Source organism: Streptomyces virginiae (genome assembly GCF_041432505.1).
In the GTDB taxonomy this organism is placed as follows: domain Bacteria; phylum Actinomycetota; class Actinomycetes; order Streptomycetales; family Streptomycetaceae; genus Streptomyces; species Streptomyces virginiae_A.
Genome location: NZ_CP107871.1, coordinates 6,334,653 through 6,352,586, shown reverse-complemented (window position 1 = coordinate 6,352,586; position 17,934 = coordinate 6,334,653). Strand labels below are relative to the sequence as shown.

Here is a 17,934-nt window from a genome sequence, read left to right as displayed (position 1 = left end):
CGGCACTCAGAGGAGATTGCGCAGCACCCGCTCCCGGATCATCAGGGCGGCCCGCTTCTCGGGAAGGTCGATTTCCGCGGAGCAGCGGAAACCGGAGTTCAGGAAGGCCGATACGGAGGGGGTGTTGCGGATGTCCGGTTCCGCGACGACGCGTGTGCAGCGGGGGCGGTTGCCCAGGACCAGGTCGGCGACGGCGCGCAGCAGAGCTGTTCCCAGTCCGCGGCCGCGGTTCGTGCCGTCTCCGATGAGCAGGTGGATACCCGTGTCGTGGGGGCGTGCCGGGTAGTGCCTGGAGAGCGGGTCGAGGTCGGCCCGGTAGATCTCCCAGTAACTCATCGGTGTGCCGTCGAGGAAGCCGAGGCAGGGGATGCTGCTGCCGTCGCCGTCGAGCTGGGCCCGTAGGTGGGCGGCGGTGATCTCGGCGGGGCCGGCGAGCTCCCAGTAGGCGGCCACTTCGGGGTCGTTCATCCAGTCGGTGAGGAGCTCCAGGTCACGGCCGGGCCGCACGGGTTCGAGGCGGAATGCTCCGGCGGGTGTGGTGACGCTGCCCCAGATGGCGGGGGAATCGAGCAGGTCGGCCTCGGCGAGCAGGGGCAACAGGTCGACGTCGAGGCGTTGTTCGCGCGTGCTGCCGGGGGCTTCGGCGAACCTTGCGGCGGAGTGGAGGTCGTGGGCGGGTCCGGCGGCCGAAGCTGGGGCCGGGGTGTCGGTGGAGGGCATCGGGGGCTCTTCTCCGCGTCGGCGCCGACGCGTCAATCGTGAAGGGGGTTGGTGATGGTGACGTAGACGGACTGGGTGTCGACGGGGCCGACCAACTCGTCGAGGCCGCCCAGGCGGGTGAGCAGATTCGCCTTGCAGCGCAGGGTGGGCGAGTCGAGCAGCCGTGCGGGGAGCGGGCCGAGGCCCGCGGCCTTGGCGAGGAAGCGGCGGAAGGCGGCGAGGAGGACGCGTTCGTCCGCGAGCCGCTGGGATCCGAAGGCGCCGATGAGGCCGAGCACGTTGTTGATGCCGAGGTAGTAGGCGAAGCGTTCGTCGGTGACGGCGTCGGAGACGAAGGTGTCGCTGGCGCTTCCGATGCCGGGGAGCCGGTGCTCCAGTTCCGCGCGGCGGGATTCGCGGAAGTAGTAGCCCTGGTTGTCGCGGTAGCGGCCGCCGATCGGCCAGCCGGCCGGGTCGAGGAGCACCAGGGTGTTCTGCTGGTGGGCTTCGAGGGCGATACCGGCGAGTGCGTCGAAGGCGAGGACCGGCAGGACCACGTGGTCGAGGTAGCGCAGGAACCACTCGGCGGCGACGGCGGACGTGGTGTGGCCGGTGGCGGTGGCGAGGCCGGTGACGAGTTCGGCGAGGCGCGAGCTCATCGTGGTCCGGCCGGGCCACGGGCGGGGGGCGGTGAGTGCGGCGATGCAGACGGGGTCGTCGCCCGAACGGAAGGGGTTGTGGCGCAGCAGGGCGTCGAGTCCGGGGACCGGGGTTCCGTCCGGGGCGTCCACGGCGACCCAGGCGGGGTCGCGGACGATGTCGAAGGCGGGGTGGGAGGCCTGCCACTGCTCGGCGAGGCCGGTGCGGAGCAGCCGGTGCACCTCGACGCCGCGGTGGAGTTCCTTGCGGAGGTTCTCGCGGCGGGAGTTGGTGATGCGCAGGCCCAGGGAGAGCTTGAGCATCGCGGGGGCGCCCGGGCGGTGGACGGTGCGGACGGAGGAGGTGGGGTACCAGGGTTCGCCGTGCGGGCCCAGGTCGTGCAGAAGTCCCGCGTCGCGGAGGGCGGTGACGGCGGGGCGCTGGAGCAGGTCGCGGGCCTGCCAGGGGTGCAGGGGAAGGGGGGTGGTGCCGTGGGGCAACGGGAGCCCGGGGGCGAGCCGGCCGAGGAGCTGCGGGGCGGAGACGGGGCGGCCGCTCTCGGTCCAGGCCGATTCGCTCGCGAGAGCGGCGGGTTCGACCGCGAACCAGTGCAGAGGGAAGGAGCCGTGGAGTTCGGGTGAGTAACGGCGTACCTCGGCCTCGGAGAGTCCTTCGCGGCTCTTCGGGTCCGGCTGGAGGGGATGGCCGAGCAGGAGCGCCTGTTCGGCGGTGAGGAAGCGGTCCCCGCCGACGGGGGCCGGGGCGGTGGGGCGTCTGCGCCGGTCGGCGATGAATTCGGCGGTGCGGCGGACCGAGTCGGCGACACGGCCGACGAGGTCGGCGGCGCCCCGACCACCGCTCGTGCCCTCACGGGCGATGAGCGCGGCGATGGTGACGGCGTCGAGGGAGGGCGCGGCGGCGGTCGTGCCTTCGAGGCGGACCGCGCCGAATCGGTGCCAGCCGGCGTGGGACCAGTGGCGGACAGGGACGAGCAGGGCGGTGCCGGAAGCGGGAAGGGGGATGCGCAAGGGAGTTCCGGCGGGGCCGTCGGGGCGGCCGAGACCGGATTCGCGGACCCAGCAGCGGAGCAGGTTCTCCACCGCCGCGGCCTCGGCGGCGACGGCCGGGTCGGGGTGGTTGAGAAGGTCGGGCAGTGTGGTCGGCTCCAGCCGGAGGGGGCTCGTCCATCCGGTGCGGGGCCGGGGTGGTGTGCCGTCCTTCTGCCGGGGCACTGTGGCCGTCGCCTCGGCGGCGGTGGCGGCCCCGGACCCGGTGATGGCGGGCGCGGCGGCGAGCGGGGGGAGTTGGTCCGGTGTGTCGGATACGCCCGCCGGGTCCTGCCGCGGGTGCTCGGCCGTGGTTCCGTCCGGGTGGGGCAGCGCGCCGGCCGGGGGCGGGGTCGGCGCGTCCTCGGCGGGTACCAGGCGGGCCGGCGCGCCTGCGGCCGGAGCCGGGTCCAGCGGCTCGGGTGCGCCGGGCAGGGGCGTCGGCGCCTGCGGCTCCGTGGTTTCCCGCAACGGCGCCGTGGTGCCGGACGGCGACGACGGCCGCCCCGGGGCGGCGGCTTCGGGGTCCGGTTGCGCCTGGGCCGGTCCCGGCGGCGGGGCGAGCCGGTCGGGAGACGGCGGCTGGGTCTCCGTGACGGGGGTCGACTGGTGCGGGTCTGACATCGCGGGTCCTCGGTGTACGGGTCAGTGGGTGCGGCGGGCGGCGGCCGGGATGGCGTCGGCCAGGCGGTCGAGGACCGCCGCGGCCTGCTCGTCGGTCAGGGTCAGCGGGGGAAGGAGGCGGACCACGGCGCCGTGGCGGCCGCCGAGCTCGACGATGAGGCCGCGGTCCAGGCACTCCTGGCGGACGGCGGCGGCGAGGGCCGGTGCGGCGGCCCCGGTGTCGGGGTCGACGAGTTCGACACCGATCATCAGGCCCCTGCCCCGTACCTCCCCGATACAGGGATGGCCACAGGCCAGGCCCTGCAGGGCCGTCAGCATCCGCTCCCCCAGGGCGGCGGCGCGCTCGGCGAGCCGGTTCTCGCGGACGAAGGCGAGGGTGGCGGTACCGGCGGCCATGGCGAGCTGGTTGCCGCGGAAGGTGCCCGCGTGCGCGCCGGGGGCCCACACGTCCAGGTCGGCCCTGTACACGATCACCGCGAGCGGCAGGCTCCCGCCGATCGCCTTGGAGAGGACCATCACGTCGGGCACCACTCCGGCGTGGTCGACTCCCCAGAAGGCACCGGTCCGGCCGACACCCGTCTGCACCTCGTCGGCGATCAGCGGGATCCCCCGCGCCGCGGTGATCTCGCGCATCCGACGCAGCCAGCCGTCCGGGGCGGGGATCACCCCGCCCTCACCCTGCACGGGTTCGACGATCATGGCGGCGGGGGCGGGCACCCCGCCCTTCGGGTCGTCCAGCAGGTTCTCCGTCCAGCGCGCGGAGAGTTCGGCGCCTTCGGGGCCGCCGACGCCGAACGGACAGCGGAGGTCCTGCGGGTAGGGCAGCCGGGTCACCCTTACCTCGGGGGCGCCTCCCGAGGCGTCGAGGGCTCCGGCGGTCATCCCGTGGTAGGCCCCGGTGAAGGCGAGCAGCCCGGAGCGTCCGGTCGCGGTGCGCACCAGTTTGAGGGCGGCCTCCACGGCGTCCGTACCGGCCGGCCCGCAGAACTGGATGCGCGCGTCGGCGGCCAGCGCGGGCGGCAGGTTGGCGAACAGCTCGGTGGTGAAGGCGTCCTTGACCGGGGTCGCGAGGTCCAGCACGTGCAGCGGGGCCCCGGAGTCGAGCACGCCCCGGATGGCTTCGAGCACCACCGGATGGTTGTGCCCGAGGGCGAGCGAACCGGCGCCGGAGAGGCAGTCGAGGTAACGCCGCCCGTCGGCGCCCTCGATGGTCAGTCCACGGGCCCGCACCGGGACGACGGGCAGCGAGCGGGCGTACGTCCGGGCGGCGGACTCCCGCTGTGCCTGCCTGCGCAGGATGCCCTCGGAGGCGACGGCACCGCCCGCTCCGCCTCGTACGTCCGGATCATCCGATCCGTCCTGAATCGCCCCCCGGCTTCCCTGTTGCGGCACTTGAGGCGGGATCTCTGTCGCGGCCGCCGCCGCGGCCGGCTCGGTGACAGCCACGAGTGTCGGTCCTCCCGCACGAATTGCTCTTCCGGATTGCGTCTCGAACATGAACGCTGCTCCCCCATCCCCCGTACGTACCAACGACGGTGACGGCGAGGGATCACGGGTTGACTCAAGATCCTTGTCCCGTAAGGGGAGAACGCCAGGAACCACGGCCCCGGCCTAGGTCGTCCTGTGCGACAGCGGCATAGTGGGGGCCTGCACTCCACTCCTCGAACTCCCAGGGGGACGAACGACATGCGATCGAACCGACCGGTCACCGCGATTCTCTGCGCGGCCACGCTCGCGCTGACCGCGGGTGCCTGCGGCCCCGGCGACGGGGAGGCCGGCGGCGACGCCAAGCCGACCGTGGCGGCGAGTCTGCCGAGCCAGGACGGGATAAAGATCCCCGACCAGCTCAAGGACAAGCTCAAGGAGCACGGTATCGACCTGGAGAAGTGGAAGGGGGGTGAGTGGAAGAACTGGAAGCGGGAGGACTGGCTCCGCGAGGCGGGCGACTACATCAACCCCGTCATCGAGGGCCTGTGGGACCCGGACCGCATGCGTGACGCCGAGCAGCCGCAGCGCCCGGCCGTCGACCCCGACGCGGGCAAGGACCAGGGCGTCAGCGACCCGGTCCCGGCACCGGTGGCGGCGAAGCAGGCCACCCCGCCCTACCACACGAGCGTTCCGGCGGCCGGCAAGGTGTTCTTCGACGGCCCCGAGGGCTCGATGGTCTGCTCGGCGACCGTGGTCAAGGACCCGGCCCACCCCGGCAAGTCGAACATGGTCTGGACGGCGGGCCACTGCGTGCACGCGGGCAAGGCCGGCGGTTGGTACCGCAACATCGCCTTCGTCCCGTCCTACAACAACGCGGGCAAGCAGGCGGCGCAGCTCAAGGGCGCGCCCCGCGACCAGGTGGCCCCGTTCGGCGTCTGGTGGAGCGACTGGGCGCAGACCTCGGACCAGTGGATCGCGGGCGGCGGTCCGACCGGTGGCGCGGGTGCCCCGTACGACTTCGCCGTGCTGCACGTGATGCCCGAGAAGGGCAGCACCAAGTCCCTGGAGGAGACGGTCGGTTCCGCGCTCCCGGTGGAGTTCAACGCGCAGGCCGTACCGAAGGTCGGGAGCGTCACGGCGACGGGCTACCCGGCGGCGGCTCCGTTCGACGGCCAGCGTGCCTTCCAGTGCACGGACCGGCCGGGCCGGCTTTCCCTGAACGCGAACGACCCGGTGATGTACCGGATCGGCTGCACCATGACCGGCGGTTCCTCCGGTGGCGGCTGGGTCTCGGCGGGCTCCGACGGCAAGCCGGCGCTGGTGTCGAACACCTCGATCGGGCCGGCCAAGGCGGGCTGGCTGGCCGGACCCCGGCTGGGCCCGGAGGCGAAGGGCATCTTCGACGCCGTCAGCCGCAAGTTCAAGTAGGCCCCCTGGCGTGACCGAACGGCTGAGGCCCCCCTGCACCGCAGGGGGGCCTCAGCCGTCACACCGTCACACCGTCACGCGGTCACACGCGGTCCGGCACGGCTCAGCGCTTCGCGAGCGCGTACGGCGCCAGGTCCGCCGCCAGTTCCTGGTGGACCCGCGCCTTGAGCAGGGTGCCGTCCGGGGTGTGCTCCTCGGAGATCACCTCGCCCTCGGCATGCGCCTTGGCGACCAGCGAGCCGCGCGTGTACGGCACCATGGCCTCCACCTCGACCTCGGGCCGCGGCAGCTCGGAGTCGATGAGCGCGAGGAGTTCCTCGATGCCCAGGCCCGTCCGCGCCGAGACGGCGATGGAGTGCCGCTCGATCCGCAGCAGCCGCTGCAGAACCAGCGGATCCGCGGCGTCGGCCTTGTTGATCACGACGATCTCGGGCACGTTCACCGCGCCGACCTCGCGGATCACCTCGCGCACCGCCGCCAGCTGCTCCTCCGGTGCCGGGTGCGAACCGTCCACGATGTGCAGGATCAGGTCGGAGTCACCGACCTCCTCCATCGTGGAGCGGAAGGCCTCGACCAGGTGGTGGGGCAGGTGCCGGACGAAGCCGACGGTGTCGGCCAGGGTGTAGACCCGGCCGCTCGGCGTCTCGGCCCGGCGCACGGTCGGGTCGAGGGTGGCGAACAGCGCGTTCTCCACCAGTACGCCCGCGCCCGTGAGGCGGTTGAGCAGCGAGGACTTGCCCGCGTTGGTGTAACCGGCGATGGCGACCGAGGGCACCTTGTTGCGGCGCCGTTCCTGCCGCTTGATGTCACGGCCGGTCTTCATCTCCGCGATCTCCCGGCGCATCTTCGCCATCTTCTCGCGGATCCGTCGCCGGTCGGTCTCGATCTTGGTCTCACCGGGACCTCGGGTGGCCATGCCGCCACCGCCGCCGCCACCCATCTGGCGGGACAGGGAGGCACCCCAGCCGCGCAGTCGCGGCAGCATGTACTGCATCTGCGCGAGCGCGACCTGCGCCTTGCCCTCTCGGGACTTGGCGTGCTGGGCGAAGATGTCGAGGATCAGCGCGGTCCGGTCGACCACCTTCACCTTGACGACGTCCTCGAGGGCGATGAGCTGGCCGGGGCTGAGCTCGCCGTCGCACACGACGGTGTCGGCACCGCTCTCCATGACGATGTCCCGCAGCTCACGCGCCTTGCCCGAGCCGATGAAGGTCGCCGGGTCCGGCTTGTCACGGCGCTGGATCACACCGTCGAGTACGAGGGCACCCGCCGTCTCGGCGAGGGCAGCGAGCTCCGCGAGGGAGTTCTCCGCTTCGATCACCGTGCCGGAGGTCCAGACGCCGACCAGCACGACACGCTCCAGGCGCAGCTGCCGGTACTCGACCTCGGTGACGTCTTCGAGTTCGGTGGAGAGGCCGGCCACGCGGCGCAGGGCCGCGCGCTCCGAGCGTTCGAGCTGCTCGCCGTCCCGGTCTCCGTCGATCTCGTGGCTCCAGGCGACGTCCTCTTCCATCAGGGCATCGGCCCGAAGGCTCTCGGTGAAGCTCTGCGGGTCCCGCGCATCCTGTGCGTCCCGCGCGTCCTGGGAAGGGGAAGAAGAGGAGGTCATTGGATCCTTACGTCGATTCGAATAGCAGTGTCACGTTAACTGTCACGTCCAACGTGTCACACCGCCGGGGGATTCCCCGCGCGGCCCCGTCGATGGTGACATGCCCGTTCCTCACCGGTCACACCCTTTATTCGGCGCTCCCGCCCGCCGCGGCCCTGCCGGATGCGGCGGAAGGGGGAGGCTCAGGACGCCTTGGCCGGGGTCGCGGCGGCCTTGCCGGGTGCCGCGGCCGCCTTGCCGCTCCACTCCGGGTGTCCCGGCATCGGCGGGGTGGTGGTCCCGTACAGCCAGGGGTTCAGGAAGGCCGTCAGGTCGCGGCCCGCCTCCTGTGAGGCCAGGCGTACGAAGTCGGCCGTTCCCGCGATCCCGTCGCGGTTGTCCGAGACCCAGCGCCGCTCGATCCGGTCGAAGGCCTCGGCGCCGATCTCCTGCCGCAGGGCGTAGAGGATCAACGCGGACCCGTCGTAGACCACCGGCCGGAACAGCCCGATCTTCTCTCCGGGTGCGGCGGCCTTCGGGGCGGCCGGCGGGCCGCCCGCCGCCCGCCACTGGTCGGAGCGCTGGTACGCCTCGCGCATGCGCCGCTCCAGGGAGTACTTGCCGAGCCCGTCCGCGTACAGGGCCTCGTACCAGGTGGCGTGTCCCTCGTTGAGCCACAGGTCGGACCAGGTGCGCGGGGTGACGCTGTCGCCGAACCACTGGTGGGCGAGTTCGTGGACCATCACGGACTCGACGTACCAGTCGGGGTAGCCCTCACCCGCGAACAGGGCGCTCTCGAAGAGCGAGAGGGTCTGCGTCTCCAGCTCGAATCCGGTCGTGGCCCGCGCGATCAGCACCCCGTAGTTCTCGAAGGGGTAGCGGCCGACCCGCTCCTCCATCCACTCGATGTGGCCCGCGGTCTTCTTCAGCCAGGGATCCAGGCGCTCCCTGTCCTGAGCGGGCACCACGTCGCGCAGCGGCAGCCCGTGCGGTCCTGTGCCGTGCACGACCGCGGAACGGCCCACCGAGACCTGGGCCAGCTCGGTGGCCATCGGGTGCCGGGTCCGGTACGTCCAGGTCGTCGTGGGACCGAGCCGCACGGCCGGGGCCACCGACTCCCCGTTGGCGACGGCCGTGAGCCCGGTCGGGGCGGTGATCCGGAAGGTGAAGATCGCCTTGTCGGCGGGGTGGTCGTTGCAGGGGAAGACGCGGTGGGCGGCGTCCGCCTGGTTGGCCATGGCCAGGCCGTCCGCCGTGGGCACCCAGCCACCGTCCCCGCGGCCCCGCGGGTCGCTGGTGTGCCGGATGGTGATGCGCAGGGGCATGCGCTCCGCCACCGGGTGCGCGGGCGTGAGCACGAGGTCCTCCCCGACGCTCTCGAACCGCGCCGGCTCCCCGTTGACCTCGGCGGACGCCACCTTGCCGTGGGTGAAGTCCAGGTTGATGCGCTCCAACCTGTCCAGGGCGCGGGCGTCGATGACGGTGACCGCGTCGAGCGGGGTCAGGTTGTCCTTGTAAGCGAAGGACAGGTCGTACGAGAGCACGTCGTACCCGGGGTTCCCGAGCTCCGGGAAGAGCCGGTCGCCGATGCCCAGGGGCGTCGGCGGGGGCAGGACGGCGGCGACGAGGGTGAGGGAGGCCGCGGCGAGCAGGGCGGCGCGCAGGCGCGGGGAGGAGAGCTGCATCCACCACCGCTTACCAGCGCCCGCGCCACGGTCGCGAACGGCGCGCGACGGGTCCACCCGAACGAGGCCGTCCGGAGCCGTCCCGGCCTACGTCGCACCCGGCGAACACGCGGCGGGCACCCGGCGGGCGTCGGACGGGCGTCCGGCGCCATCGAGCGGGCGCGGGCGTCGGGCACGGCCGTCGGCACGCGCCCGGCGGCTACACCCGGCTGACGTCGTACACGCCCGGCACGTCCCGCATCGCCCGCATCAGCGCGGGCAGCCCGGCCGCGTCGGGCAGCTGCAGGGTGTAGCTGTGCCGGACCCGCTGCTCGACCGGCGGTTCCACGGTCGCGGAGACCACCTCGACGCCTTCGCGGGCGATGGCTTCGGTCAGATCGGCCAGCAGATGCGGGCGGCCGAACGATTCAGCGCGCAGGGTGACCCGGCAGTCCGCGGTGGCCCGCCAGTGCACGGCGACGGAGGTGCGTCCCACGGCCCGCATCTGCGCCACCGCCGCGCAGTGGATGCGGTGCACGGTGACGGCTCCGCCGCGGACCAGGAAGCCGGCGACGGCGTCCGGCGGCACCGGGGTGCAGCACCCGGCGAGTCGCACGGTGGCGTCCGGCAGGTCGGCGACCGCGTTGCCGCCGCCGCCGCGGGCGCCGACCACCGACAGCGGCGCGCGGGCGACCGAGGTGGGGGCCATGGCCCGGTCGGGGTGGGCTTCGAGCCAGCTGCTGATGGCGATCCGGGCCGCCGGGGTCCGCGCGTGGTCCAGCCACTCGACGGCGGGTCCGGAGGAGGCGTCCTGCGCGAGCAGCAGTTGGACGGTGTCCCCGTCGGACAGCGGGGAGGACAGGGAGGTGAGGCGCCCGTTGACCCGGGCGCCGATACAGCCGTGGGCCGCCGCGCCGTGCTGCGCGTAGGCGGCGTCGATACAGCTGGCCCCGGCCGGTAGGCCCAGCGTTCCGCCGTCGGCCCGGAAGACGGTGATCTCCCGGTCCTGGGCCAGCTCCGCCCGGAGCACGGTCCAGAAGGTGTCGGGGTCGGGCGCGGACTGCTGCCAGTCGAGCAGTCGGGACAGCCAGCCGGGCCGCGTGGGGTCCACGCGCTCCTCGTCCGGGTCGGTGGCGGCGGCGTCTGGGGTCGCGGTGGCGTACGGATTGCCGAGGGCGACCACGCCGGCCTCGGCGACGCGGTGCATCTGCCGGGTGCGCACGATGACCTCGGCCACGTAGCCCTCGGGCGTGGCGACGGCGGTGTGCAGCGACTGGTAGAGGTTGAACTTCGGGGTGGCGATGAAGTCCTTGAACTCCGAGACGACCGGGGTGAAGCAGGTGTGCAGTTCGCCGAGCACGGCGTAGCAGTCGGCGTTCTCGCCGACGAGGACGAGGATGCGGCCGAAGTCGGAACCGCGTAGCTCGCCGCGGGTGCGGGCGATGCGGTGCACGGAGACGAAGTGCCGGGGCCGTACCTGTACTTCGGCGGCGATGCCGGCCTCGCGCAGGACGCCGCGTACGGAGTCGGCGATGGCGGGCAGCGGGTCGCGTTCCCCGGCGTGGGCGGCGATGAGCGCGCGGGTGCTCTCGTACTCCTCGGGGTGCAGGATCGCGAAGACGAGGTCTTCCAGCTCGGTCTTCAGGGCCTGGACGCCGAGCCGTTCGGCCAGCGGGATGAGGACGTCACGGGTGACCTTGGCGATGCGGGCCTGCTTCTCGGGCCGCATCACGCCCAGGGTGCGCATGTTGTGCAGCCGGTCGGCGAGTTTGATGGACATGACGCGGACGTCGTTGCCGGTGGCGACGAGCATCTTGCGGAAGGTCTCGGGTTCGGCGGCGGCGCCGTAGTCGATCTTCTCCACCTTGGTGACGCCGTCGACGATGAAGCACACCTCGTCGCCGAACTCCGTCCGTACCTGATCGAGGGTCACGTCCGTGTCCTCGACGGTGTCGTGGAGCAGAGAGGCCGTCAAGGTGGTGGTCTCGGCGCCCAGTTCGGCGAGGATCAAGGTAACGGCGAGCGGATGTGTGATGTACGGCTCACCACTTTTTCGCATCTGGCCGCGGTGCGAGGTCTCCGCGAGGAGATACGCGCGGCGCAGAACGGACAAATCGGCGTCCGGATGGTGGGCGCGGTGCGCCTCGGCCACGTGACCGATGGCGTCCGGAAGCCGGTCTCGCGACGTCGGCCCGAGCAGGGCCGCGCGCCCGAGGCGGCGCAGATCGAGCCTGGTCCGCCCCCGTCTGCGGAGCTCAGGGCGCGCTTCGGGGTGTGCTTCGGGGTTCGTGGCCTCTGCACTCATGGGCACCTCCGGCGGCTTCGACCGGCGGTGGTGGGCATGGGGTGAGCCCTCAGGGCCGGTGCCTGATGTTACCGACCCCACCACGTGGCGCAGTCCACCTCTCGCTCAGCGTGAAACGGATCACCCATTAGAGGGAAGCTTCACGCGAAAGCCGTTTCGGTGAGCCAGGCCCTGTCGAACTCTCCCGCGGCCACGATCACGGCCGGTCCGGTCATGTCGATCCGGCCGTCGGGGTATTCGGTGATGATCAAGGTTCCGCCGGGGAGGTCGACGGTGTAGGCGACCGCGTCGCCGGTGACGGCCGGGTCCACTCCGTCGCGGCGGATGGTCGCCACGGCGACGGCGCAGGCGCCGGTGCCGCAGGAGCGGGTCTCGCCGGAGCCGCGTTCGTGGACGCGCATCGCGACGTGCCGGGGGCCGCGGTCGACGACGAACTCGACGTTGACCCCGGTCGGGTAGGCGGACGCCGGGCTGAACGGCGGGGCGGTGTACAGGGTGCCGGCGTCGTCGAGGCTTTCGACGAAGGCCACGGCGTGCGGATTGCCCATGTTCACGTTGCGCGCGGGCCAGCTCCGCTCGCCGACGCTGACCGTGACCTCGCCCTCGGGCAGCTCGGCGCGACCCATGGAGACGGTGACGTCGCCCGTCTTGTCGAGGTGCACGCGCTTGACGCCGCCGCGGGTGGCGACGGCGAGGTCGCCGGGCTCGACGTGTCCGGCGTGCTGGAGGTAGCGGGCGAAGACGCGGACGCCGTTGCCGCACATCTCGGCGATGGAGCCGTCGCTGTTGCGGTAGTCCATGAACCACTCCGCCTCGTCGGCCAGGTGCGCGGCCTCGGGGTGGGCGGCGGACCGGACGACGTGCAGGACGCCGTCCGCGCCGATCCCGGCGCGCCGGTCGCACAGCTTCGCGACGGCGGACGCGGGCAGCTCGATGGCGTTGTCCGGGTCCGGGACGATCACGAAGTCGTTCTCGGTGCCGTGGCCCTTGAGGAAGGAGAGGGTGGTCTGCGTCACCGGCCCATGGTACCGAGCCGCAGCTCAGCGGTGCCGAACCGTCCGAGGGGCGGAACCTGCCGGAGGGCGGTCAGCGGAGCCGGGCGACCCGGTACACGGCGAGTCCTACGACGGCCAGTGCGACGACGGCGTACAGCGCGGCCATGCGCCAGTCGGGGCGGCGGCCGCTCCCCCGGGCCGGGAGACCGGGCCAGGTGTGGCCGACCCGTCGGGCGGCCATCATGCCCCAGCCTCCGGCGCAGCAGCTGATCAGGAATCCGAGCATGGCGACCACGGCACCGCCGTCGCCGAACTCGAAGGCGAGCGGGAAGGCGAACATCAGCGAACCGGTGGCGGCGAGCATCGCGATGGGGGCGATCTGCCACAGGCGCAGGCGGCGCTGCGGGCGCAGTTCGACCTCGAACGCGGGTCCGGCGGCGGCTTCCGCCTCGGCGGAGTCCGGGGTGTCCGGGCCGTCCGGGGTCAGTCGTGCCGGATCGGCGGGCAGCCCGAGCCCGGGGGGCCCGTCCGTTCCGTCCGTCCCGTCCAGAAGCATCGGGTCCGCTTCCCTTTGGGTGTCGTCCCGCCCGGTGTCACGAGGGCCGGCCTCCATCGCCACGCGCCCTCCCCACTCGGACTCAGTACGCCGCCGTTCATCGCAGGTGATCGCACCCGCTGGAGTTTGATGATGGCACGCCCCCGGCCCCGCTACTGGCGCGTGAGGCGTCCCGATGCCATCACGTGATCAGGCTGTGACCGCTCGTTCGACCAACGACTGCGCGAGTCCGGGGAGTTCCCCCCGGTCGGCGGCGGCCCCGCTGAGCCAGTGCACGCGCGGGTCGCGGCGGAACCACGAGTCCTGACGGCGGGCGAACCGCTTGGTCGCCCGGACGGTCTCGGCCCGGGCCTCGTCCTCGGTGTACTCGCCCGCGAGCGCGGCCAGCACCTGCTGGTAGCCCAGCGCCCTGGAGGCGGTGATTCCGTCCCGGAGCCCGCGGGCCTCCAGCGCGCGGACCTCGTCCACGAGCCCGTCCTCCCACATCCGGTCGACCCGCAGCGCGATCCGCTCGTCGAGCTCCGGGCGGGCCACGTCGACGCCGATCTGCACGGTGTCGTAGACGGACTCGTGGCCGGGCAGGTTGGCGGTGAAGGGGCGACCGGTGATCTCGATCACCTCGAGCGCGCGGACGATGCGTCGGCCGTTGCTGGGCAGGATGGCCTGCGCGGCGGCCGGGTCGGCGGCCGCGAGGCGGGCGTGCAGGGCGCCGGAGCCGCGGAGGGTGACCTCTTCCTCGAGGCGGGCGCGGACCTCGGGGTCGGTGCCGGGGAACTCCATGACGTCCAGGGCGCCCCGGACGTACAGGCCGGATCCGCCGACGAGGACGGGGGTGCGGCCCTCGGCGAGCAGTTTGTCGATCTCCAGGCGGGCCAGCCGTTGGTAGTCGGCGACGTTGGCGGTGTCGGTGACGTCCCAGATGTCGAGGAGGTGGTGCGGGACACCGCCGCGCTCCTCGGTCGTCAGCTTGGCGGTGCCGATGTCCATCCCCCGGTACAGCTGCATGGAGTCGGCGTTGACGACTTCGCCGTCGAATCGGCGGGCCAGGGCTACGCCCAGGTCGGACTTTCCTGCCGCGGTGGGACCGACGACGGCGATGACCCGCGGGGCGGGGGCTGCTTTCCTCACGGCCCCAGTCTCGCAAACCTCACGGCATGTACCCGATCGAGTTACGTGACGGGGTGCGGGTGGGGTCGTTGCCCTGGCGAGGTTCCGGCCGGACATACGCCCTGCGTACGCCCGGCGCAGGCCGGTTCGGTCAACGCGGAACTTCACTCACACGAGTAACGTTACGGGAGTAGACATGGGCGTTTTTGATCGGTTTTTTCGTCGTAAGGGCGAGGTCGTGACCGAGGAGGTCGCGGCGGTGGACCTGACGGCGGAGTCCGGTGCGGCCGAGGAGGCCGAGCCTGTTGCCGAGAAGTCTCCGGAGGCGGCAGTCGTGGAGATTCCGAAGCAGCTGGCGGCCCCGGTGGCCGCGGACAGCGAGACCGGTGAGGGCGCCCGCACGTAGTGACCGCCAACGGAGGGTGACCCATGGGCCTGCTGGACAATCTGAAGGCCAAGCTCGGTCCGGCGAAGGACAAGGTCGGCGACCTGGCCCTGCAGCACGAGGGCAGGATCGGCGAGAGTCTGGACAAGGTGGCCAAGGCCGTGGACTCCAAGACCAAGGGCAAGTACAGCGGCCAGATCACGAGCGGGACGGGCAAGGCGAAGGACGCCCTGGGGAAGATCGCGCACAAGGACGCTCCCGGCGGGCCGACGCCGCCGGCCGCTTCCTGACGCGGTCCGCGAAAGGGGCGGGGGACCGGCTGCGGCCGGTCCCCCGCCCCTTTCGCCGTTCCTGACCCCTACCGCCACCCTCTCGGCCCTACGGGGCCCTGTCGGGCGCGGTGCGCGCCCGGGTGGCCGGGTGGCCGCCGGGCGGCTGCACCGAGCGGCTACGACCAGGCGGCGACGAAGTACCCCACGCCGTAGGGCGCGTCCTCGTACAGCAGGCGCCCTTCCAGTTCCGCGCCCTCGGCGGCGCCGGCCAGGACCTGCCAGGGGGCCCGTCCGGCGGCCTGGAGCTCGGCCGCGAGAGTGGCGTCGATCCCGGCCAGCGCGGCCACGTCGGCGGCGCCCAGCGCGCGAGCCGCGGCCGCGTCGAAGGCGGCGGCGCGCTCGTCGAGGTACCCGGGGGCCTTGAGGGTGCGGCAGGCGCTGCCGTCCCCGAGGACCAGCATGGCCACCCGTTCGGCGGAAGCGCCCAGGTCCGCGCCGAGGAGGCCGCAGCCGCTCGGGGCGAGGTCCGCGGCGACGGCCGCTCCGGCGACCGGGGCGGCCGCCCAGCGGGCCTGCCCGAGCAGCCAGCCGGCCACCGCGAGGGACGTCGGGAGGGTGACCCCGGTGGCGTGGCCGCTCGGCGGTTCGCCCAGGTCGGGGCCCAGGGTGACGGTCAGGTCCACGCCGAATCCGGCGAAGCTGCCGGGGGTGCCCTGGTCGTAGGCGCCGCCCTCGGCGGCGGAGCCGACCACGACCAGCAGGTCGGGCCGGGACGCGGCGAGCACCGCCAGCGCGTCGGAGCAGGCGGTGCGGGCGTCGCCGAGTTCGGCGGCGGCCCCCGCGGCGACCTCCGGCACGAGCAGCGGCGGGGCGGGACAGACTGCGGCGGCTACGAGCATGATCCGCAGCCTAGCCGGACACGCCGACGGCGCGGGAGGGGCGTCACTACGCCTCCCGCACCCCTCGGACCGTGCCTCAGGAGGAGGCGGGCACCGCGCAGCCGGACGTGACGGCCGGCAGGGGCGCCGGGACGCCCAGCGTCGGGATGCCGAGCATGACGCCCGCCGGCTGGACGGGGGCTGCGTTGCGCTTCTCCCAGGCGTCGCCGGCGCGCGTCCGGCGGACGGTCAGCGTCGGGCCCTCGGCCAGCAGGTGGTGCGGGGCCGCGTAGGTGATGTCCACGGTGACCACGTCGCCCGGGCGGACCTCCGCCTCCGGCTTCGTGAAGTGGACCAGGCGGTTGTCGGGTGCGCGGCCGGAGAGGCGGTGCGTGGCGCCGTCCTTGCGGCCCTCGCCCTCCGCGACCATGACCTCCAGCGTGCGGCCGACCTGCTTCTTGTTCTCGTCCCAGGAGATCTCCTCCTGCAGGGCGACCAGGCGCATGTACCGCTCCTGGACGACCTCCTTGGGGATCTGCCCCTCCATGTCGGCCGCCGGGGTCCCGGGGCGCTTGGAGTACTGGAAGGTGAACGCGTTCGCGAAGCGGGCCTCGCGTACCGCGTGCATCGTCTGCTGGAAGTCCTCCTCCGTCTCGCCGGGGAAGCCCACGATGATGTCGGTGGAGATCGCCGCGTGCGGGATGGCGGCGCGGACCTTCTCGATGATGCCGAGGAAGCGCTCCTGGCGGTACGAGCGGCGCATCGCCTTCAGGATCGTGTCCGATCCGGACTGCATCGGCATGTGCAGCTGCGGCATCACGTTCGGGGTCTCGGCCATCGCCGCGATCACGTCGTCCGTGAAGTCGCGCGGGTGCGGGGAGGTGAAGCGGACCCGCTCCAGGCCCTCGATCTGACCGCAGGCGCGCAGCAGCTTGCTGAAGGCCTCGCGGTCGCCGAGGTCCGAGCCGTACGCGTTCACGTTCTGGCCGAGCAGGGTGATCTCCGAGACGCCCTCGGCGACCAGGGCCTCCACCTCGGCGAGGATGTCGCCGGGCCGGCGGTCCTCCTCCTTGCCGCGCAGGGCCGGGACGATGCAGAAGGTGCAGGTGTTGTTGCAGCCGACGGAGATCGAGACCCAGGCGGCGTACGCGGACTCGCGGCGGGTCGGGAGCGTGGAGGGGAAGGCCTCCAGCGACTCGGCGATCTCGACCTGTGCCTCTTCCTGGATGCGGGCGCGCTCCAGCAGCACGGGGAGCTTGCCGATGTTGTGGGTACCGAAGACGACGTCGACCCAGGGGGCCCGCTTGACGATCGTGTCGCGGTCCTTCTGCGCGAGGCAGCCGCCGACGGCGATCTGCATGCCGGGGCGCTTGGTCTTCATCGGGGCCAGCCGGCCGAGGTTGCCGTACAGCTTGTTGTCGGCGTTCTCGCGGACCGCGCAGGTGTTGAAGACCACGACGTCGGCGTCGCCGTCGGCGCCCTCGGGCGCCCGGACGTAGCCGGCGTCCTCCAGCAGACCGGAGAGCCGCTCCGAGTCGTGCACGTTCATCTGGCACCCGTAGGTGCGCACCTCGTAGCTTCGCTTCACGTCCACTGCCTGGCTCCGGTCGCTGCTGGTCATGCAACAAGGGTAGGCGGTACAAGGTGGCCCTCCGGTCCCCCGTTCAGCCGACCCGGGGGAAGGCGGCGGCCGAAGAGGACGAGCAGCAGGTCCTGGGCTTCCCCGTACACGGGAGTTCCCTCGCCGTGGGACCAGGCCAGGTCCTGCGCGCGCAGCTGGACGCGGGTCAGGTCCGCGCCGAAGAAGCGCAGGGAGCGCGGGGTGACGGCGTCGAGGAGGAGCCGCAGCCGGTCCTCGGGGACGCGGCGCGGGTGGTCGAGGGCGACGGTGATGTCGAGGCCGTGGACCACGTCGTGGGCGAGGGCTCCGGTGGGCCCGGCGGCGGGCGGTTTCCACGGGTGGCCGGCGTGCTCGCGGAGCAGCTCGGCCAGCTCACGCGTGGTGAAGGCGGCGGCGTCGCGGCGGGCCGTGCGGTCGGTCATCCGGTGCAGGCCGCCGCGGGCCCGCAGCAGTTCGAGGGCGAAGCCGGGGAGGGTGGTGCGGAAGCCGAGGGACAGGTGGGCGGCGACCTCGCGGACGCGCCAGCCGGTGCACAGCGACGGGGCGTCCCATGCGTCCGGGGTGAGCGCGTCCAGTACGTCGGCCAGCTCGCGGCGTTCGGCGGCGACGGCCGCGGCGATCGTACGGCGGCTCACGGAGGCACGAGAGGCGGGTCGGGAGTCGGGTCGGGAGTCGGGTCGAGAGGTGGGTCGGGGCGCT

15 protein-coding genes are annotated in these 17,934 nt (G+C 72.9%); 3 read left to right on the top strand and 12 right to left on the bottom strand.

Going from position 1 to position 17,934, the window contains the following annotated elements; genetic code table 11:
• Positions 1 to 6: 6 nt before the first annotated feature.
• The 3 genes from OG624_RS29625 to OG624_RS29615 are packed head-to-tail and all read right to left on the bottom strand — an operon-like array spanning position 7 to position 4,505.
• A complete protein-coding gene (locus OG624_RS29625) occupies positions 7 to 720 on the bottom strand; it encodes a GNAT family N-acetyltransferase (protein WP_371588549.1) in 714 nt (237 codons plus the stop codon).
• 32 nt (positions 721 to 752) lie between these two features.
• Positions 753 to 3,008 carry an IucA/IucC family protein gene (locus OG624_RS29620; RefSeq protein ID WP_371639986.1) on the bottom strand — a complete coding sequence of 752 codons (2,256 nt, stop codon included), beginning with the start codon at positions 3,006 to 3,008 and terminating at the stop codon, positions 753 to 755.
• A gap of 21 nt (positions 3,009 to 3,029) precedes the next feature.
• Positions 3,030 to 4,505 (bottom strand): diaminobutyrate--2-oxoglutarate transaminase family protein, encoded by a 1,476-nt coding sequence (locus OG624_RS29615; RefSeq protein ID WP_371639985.1) that lies wholly within the window; start codon positions 4,503 to 4,505, stop codon positions 3,030 to 3,032.
• Between the two features lie 189 nt (positions 4,506 to 4,694).
• Here OG624_RS29615 and OG624_RS29610 point away from each other — a divergent pair, with 189 nt between their 5' ends.
• On the top strand, positions 4,695 to 5,864 hold the full coding sequence (locus tag OG624_RS29610; protein WP_033217421.1) for a trypsin-like serine peptidase: 1,170 nt from the start codon (positions 4,695 to 4,697) through the stop codon (positions 5,862 to 5,864).
• A gap of 103 nt (positions 5,865 to 5,967) precedes the next feature.
• On the opposite strand, the gene hflX is transcribed toward OG624_RS29610, so the two are convergent.
• From hflX to miaA, 6 genes are all read right to left on the bottom strand, one after another.
• A complete protein-coding gene (gene hflX / locus OG624_RS29605) occupies positions 5,968 to 7,473 on the bottom strand; it encodes a GTPase HflX (RefSeq protein WP_371639984.1) in 1,506 nt (501 codons plus the stop codon).
• A gap of 182 nt (positions 7,474 to 7,655) precedes the next feature.
• Complete coding sequence (locus tag OG624_RS29600) at positions 7,656 to 9,137, bottom strand: M1 family metallopeptidase (protein ID WP_033217418.1); 1,482 nt, start codon at positions 9,135 to 9,137, stop codon at positions 7,656 to 7,658.
• A 199-nt stretch (positions 9,138 to 9,336) separates the two neighbouring features.
• On the bottom strand, positions 9,337 to 11,421 hold the full coding sequence (locus OG624_RS29595) for a RelA/SpoT family protein (protein WP_033217417.1): 2,085 nt from the start codon (positions 11,419 to 11,421) through the stop codon (positions 9,337 to 9,339).
• A 140-nt stretch (positions 11,422 to 11,561) separates the two neighbouring features.
• Positions 11,562 to 12,437 carry a diaminopimelate epimerase gene (dapF, locus tag OG624_RS29590; RefSeq protein WP_033217412.1) on the bottom strand — a complete coding sequence of 292 codons (876 nt, stop codon included), beginning with the start codon at positions 12,435 to 12,437 and terminating at the stop codon, positions 11,562 to 11,564.
• A gap of 70 nt (positions 12,438 to 12,507) precedes the next feature.
• Positions 12,508 to 13,029, bottom strand: a complete 522-nt coding sequence (locus OG624_RS29585; RefSeq protein ID WP_106971326.1) for a hypothetical protein — start codon at positions 13,027 to 13,029, stop codon at positions 12,508 to 12,510.
• A gap of 132 nt (positions 13,030 to 13,161) precedes the next feature.
• The gene (miaA, locus tag OG624_RS29580; RefSeq protein ID WP_371639983.1) at positions 13,162 to 14,100 is read right to left on the bottom strand and encodes a tRNA (adenosine(37)-N6)-dimethylallyltransferase MiaA; all 939 of its coding nucleotides are present in this window, start codon (positions 14,098 to 14,100) and stop codon (positions 13,162 to 13,164) included.
• Between the two features lie 175 nt (positions 14,101 to 14,275).
• On the opposite strand from miaA, the gene OG624_RS29575 reads away from it, so the two are divergent.
• Together OG624_RS29575 and OG624_RS29570 are read left to right on the top strand one after the other, a co-directional pair.
• Positions 14,276 to 14,485 (top strand): hypothetical protein, encoded by a 210-nt coding sequence (locus OG624_RS29575; RefSeq protein WP_030713396.1) that lies wholly within the window; start codon positions 14,276 to 14,278, stop codon positions 14,483 to 14,485.
• Between the two features lie 23 nt (positions 14,486 to 14,508).
• A complete protein-coding gene (locus OG624_RS29570) occupies positions 14,509 to 14,754 on the top strand; it encodes an antitoxin (protein WP_161293071.1) in 246 nt (81 codons plus the stop codon).
• Positions 14,755 to 14,912: 158 nt separating this feature from the next.
• Here the strand turns inward: OG624_RS29570 and OG624_RS29565 are convergent, their stop codons facing one another.
• From OG624_RS29565 to OG624_RS29555, 3 genes are all read right to left on the bottom strand, one after another.
• Positions 14,913 to 15,635: a class III extradiol dioxygenase subunit B-like domain-containing protein gene (locus OG624_RS29565; RefSeq protein ID WP_371639982.1), complete on the bottom strand. Its 723-nt coding sequence runs from the start codon at positions 15,633 to 15,635 to the stop codon at positions 14,913 to 14,915.
• A 76-nt stretch (positions 15,636 to 15,711) separates the two neighbouring features.
• Positions 15,712 to 17,235 carry a tRNA (N6-isopentenyl adenosine(37)-C2)-methylthiotransferase MiaB gene (miaB, locus tag OG624_RS29560; RefSeq protein ID WP_371639981.1) on the bottom strand — a complete coding sequence of 508 codons (1,524 nt, stop codon included), beginning with the start codon at positions 17,233 to 17,235 and terminating at the stop codon, positions 15,712 to 15,714.
• Positions 17,232 to 17,870, bottom strand: a complete 639-nt coding sequence (locus OG624_RS29555) for a maleylpyruvate isomerase family mycothiol-dependent enzyme (protein ID WP_371639980.1) — start codon at positions 17,868 to 17,870, stop codon at positions 17,232 to 17,234. The genes miaB and OG624_RS29555 overlap by 4 nt, the downstream gene beginning before the upstream one ends.
• Between the last annotated feature and the right edge of the window lie 64 nt (positions 17,871 to 17,934).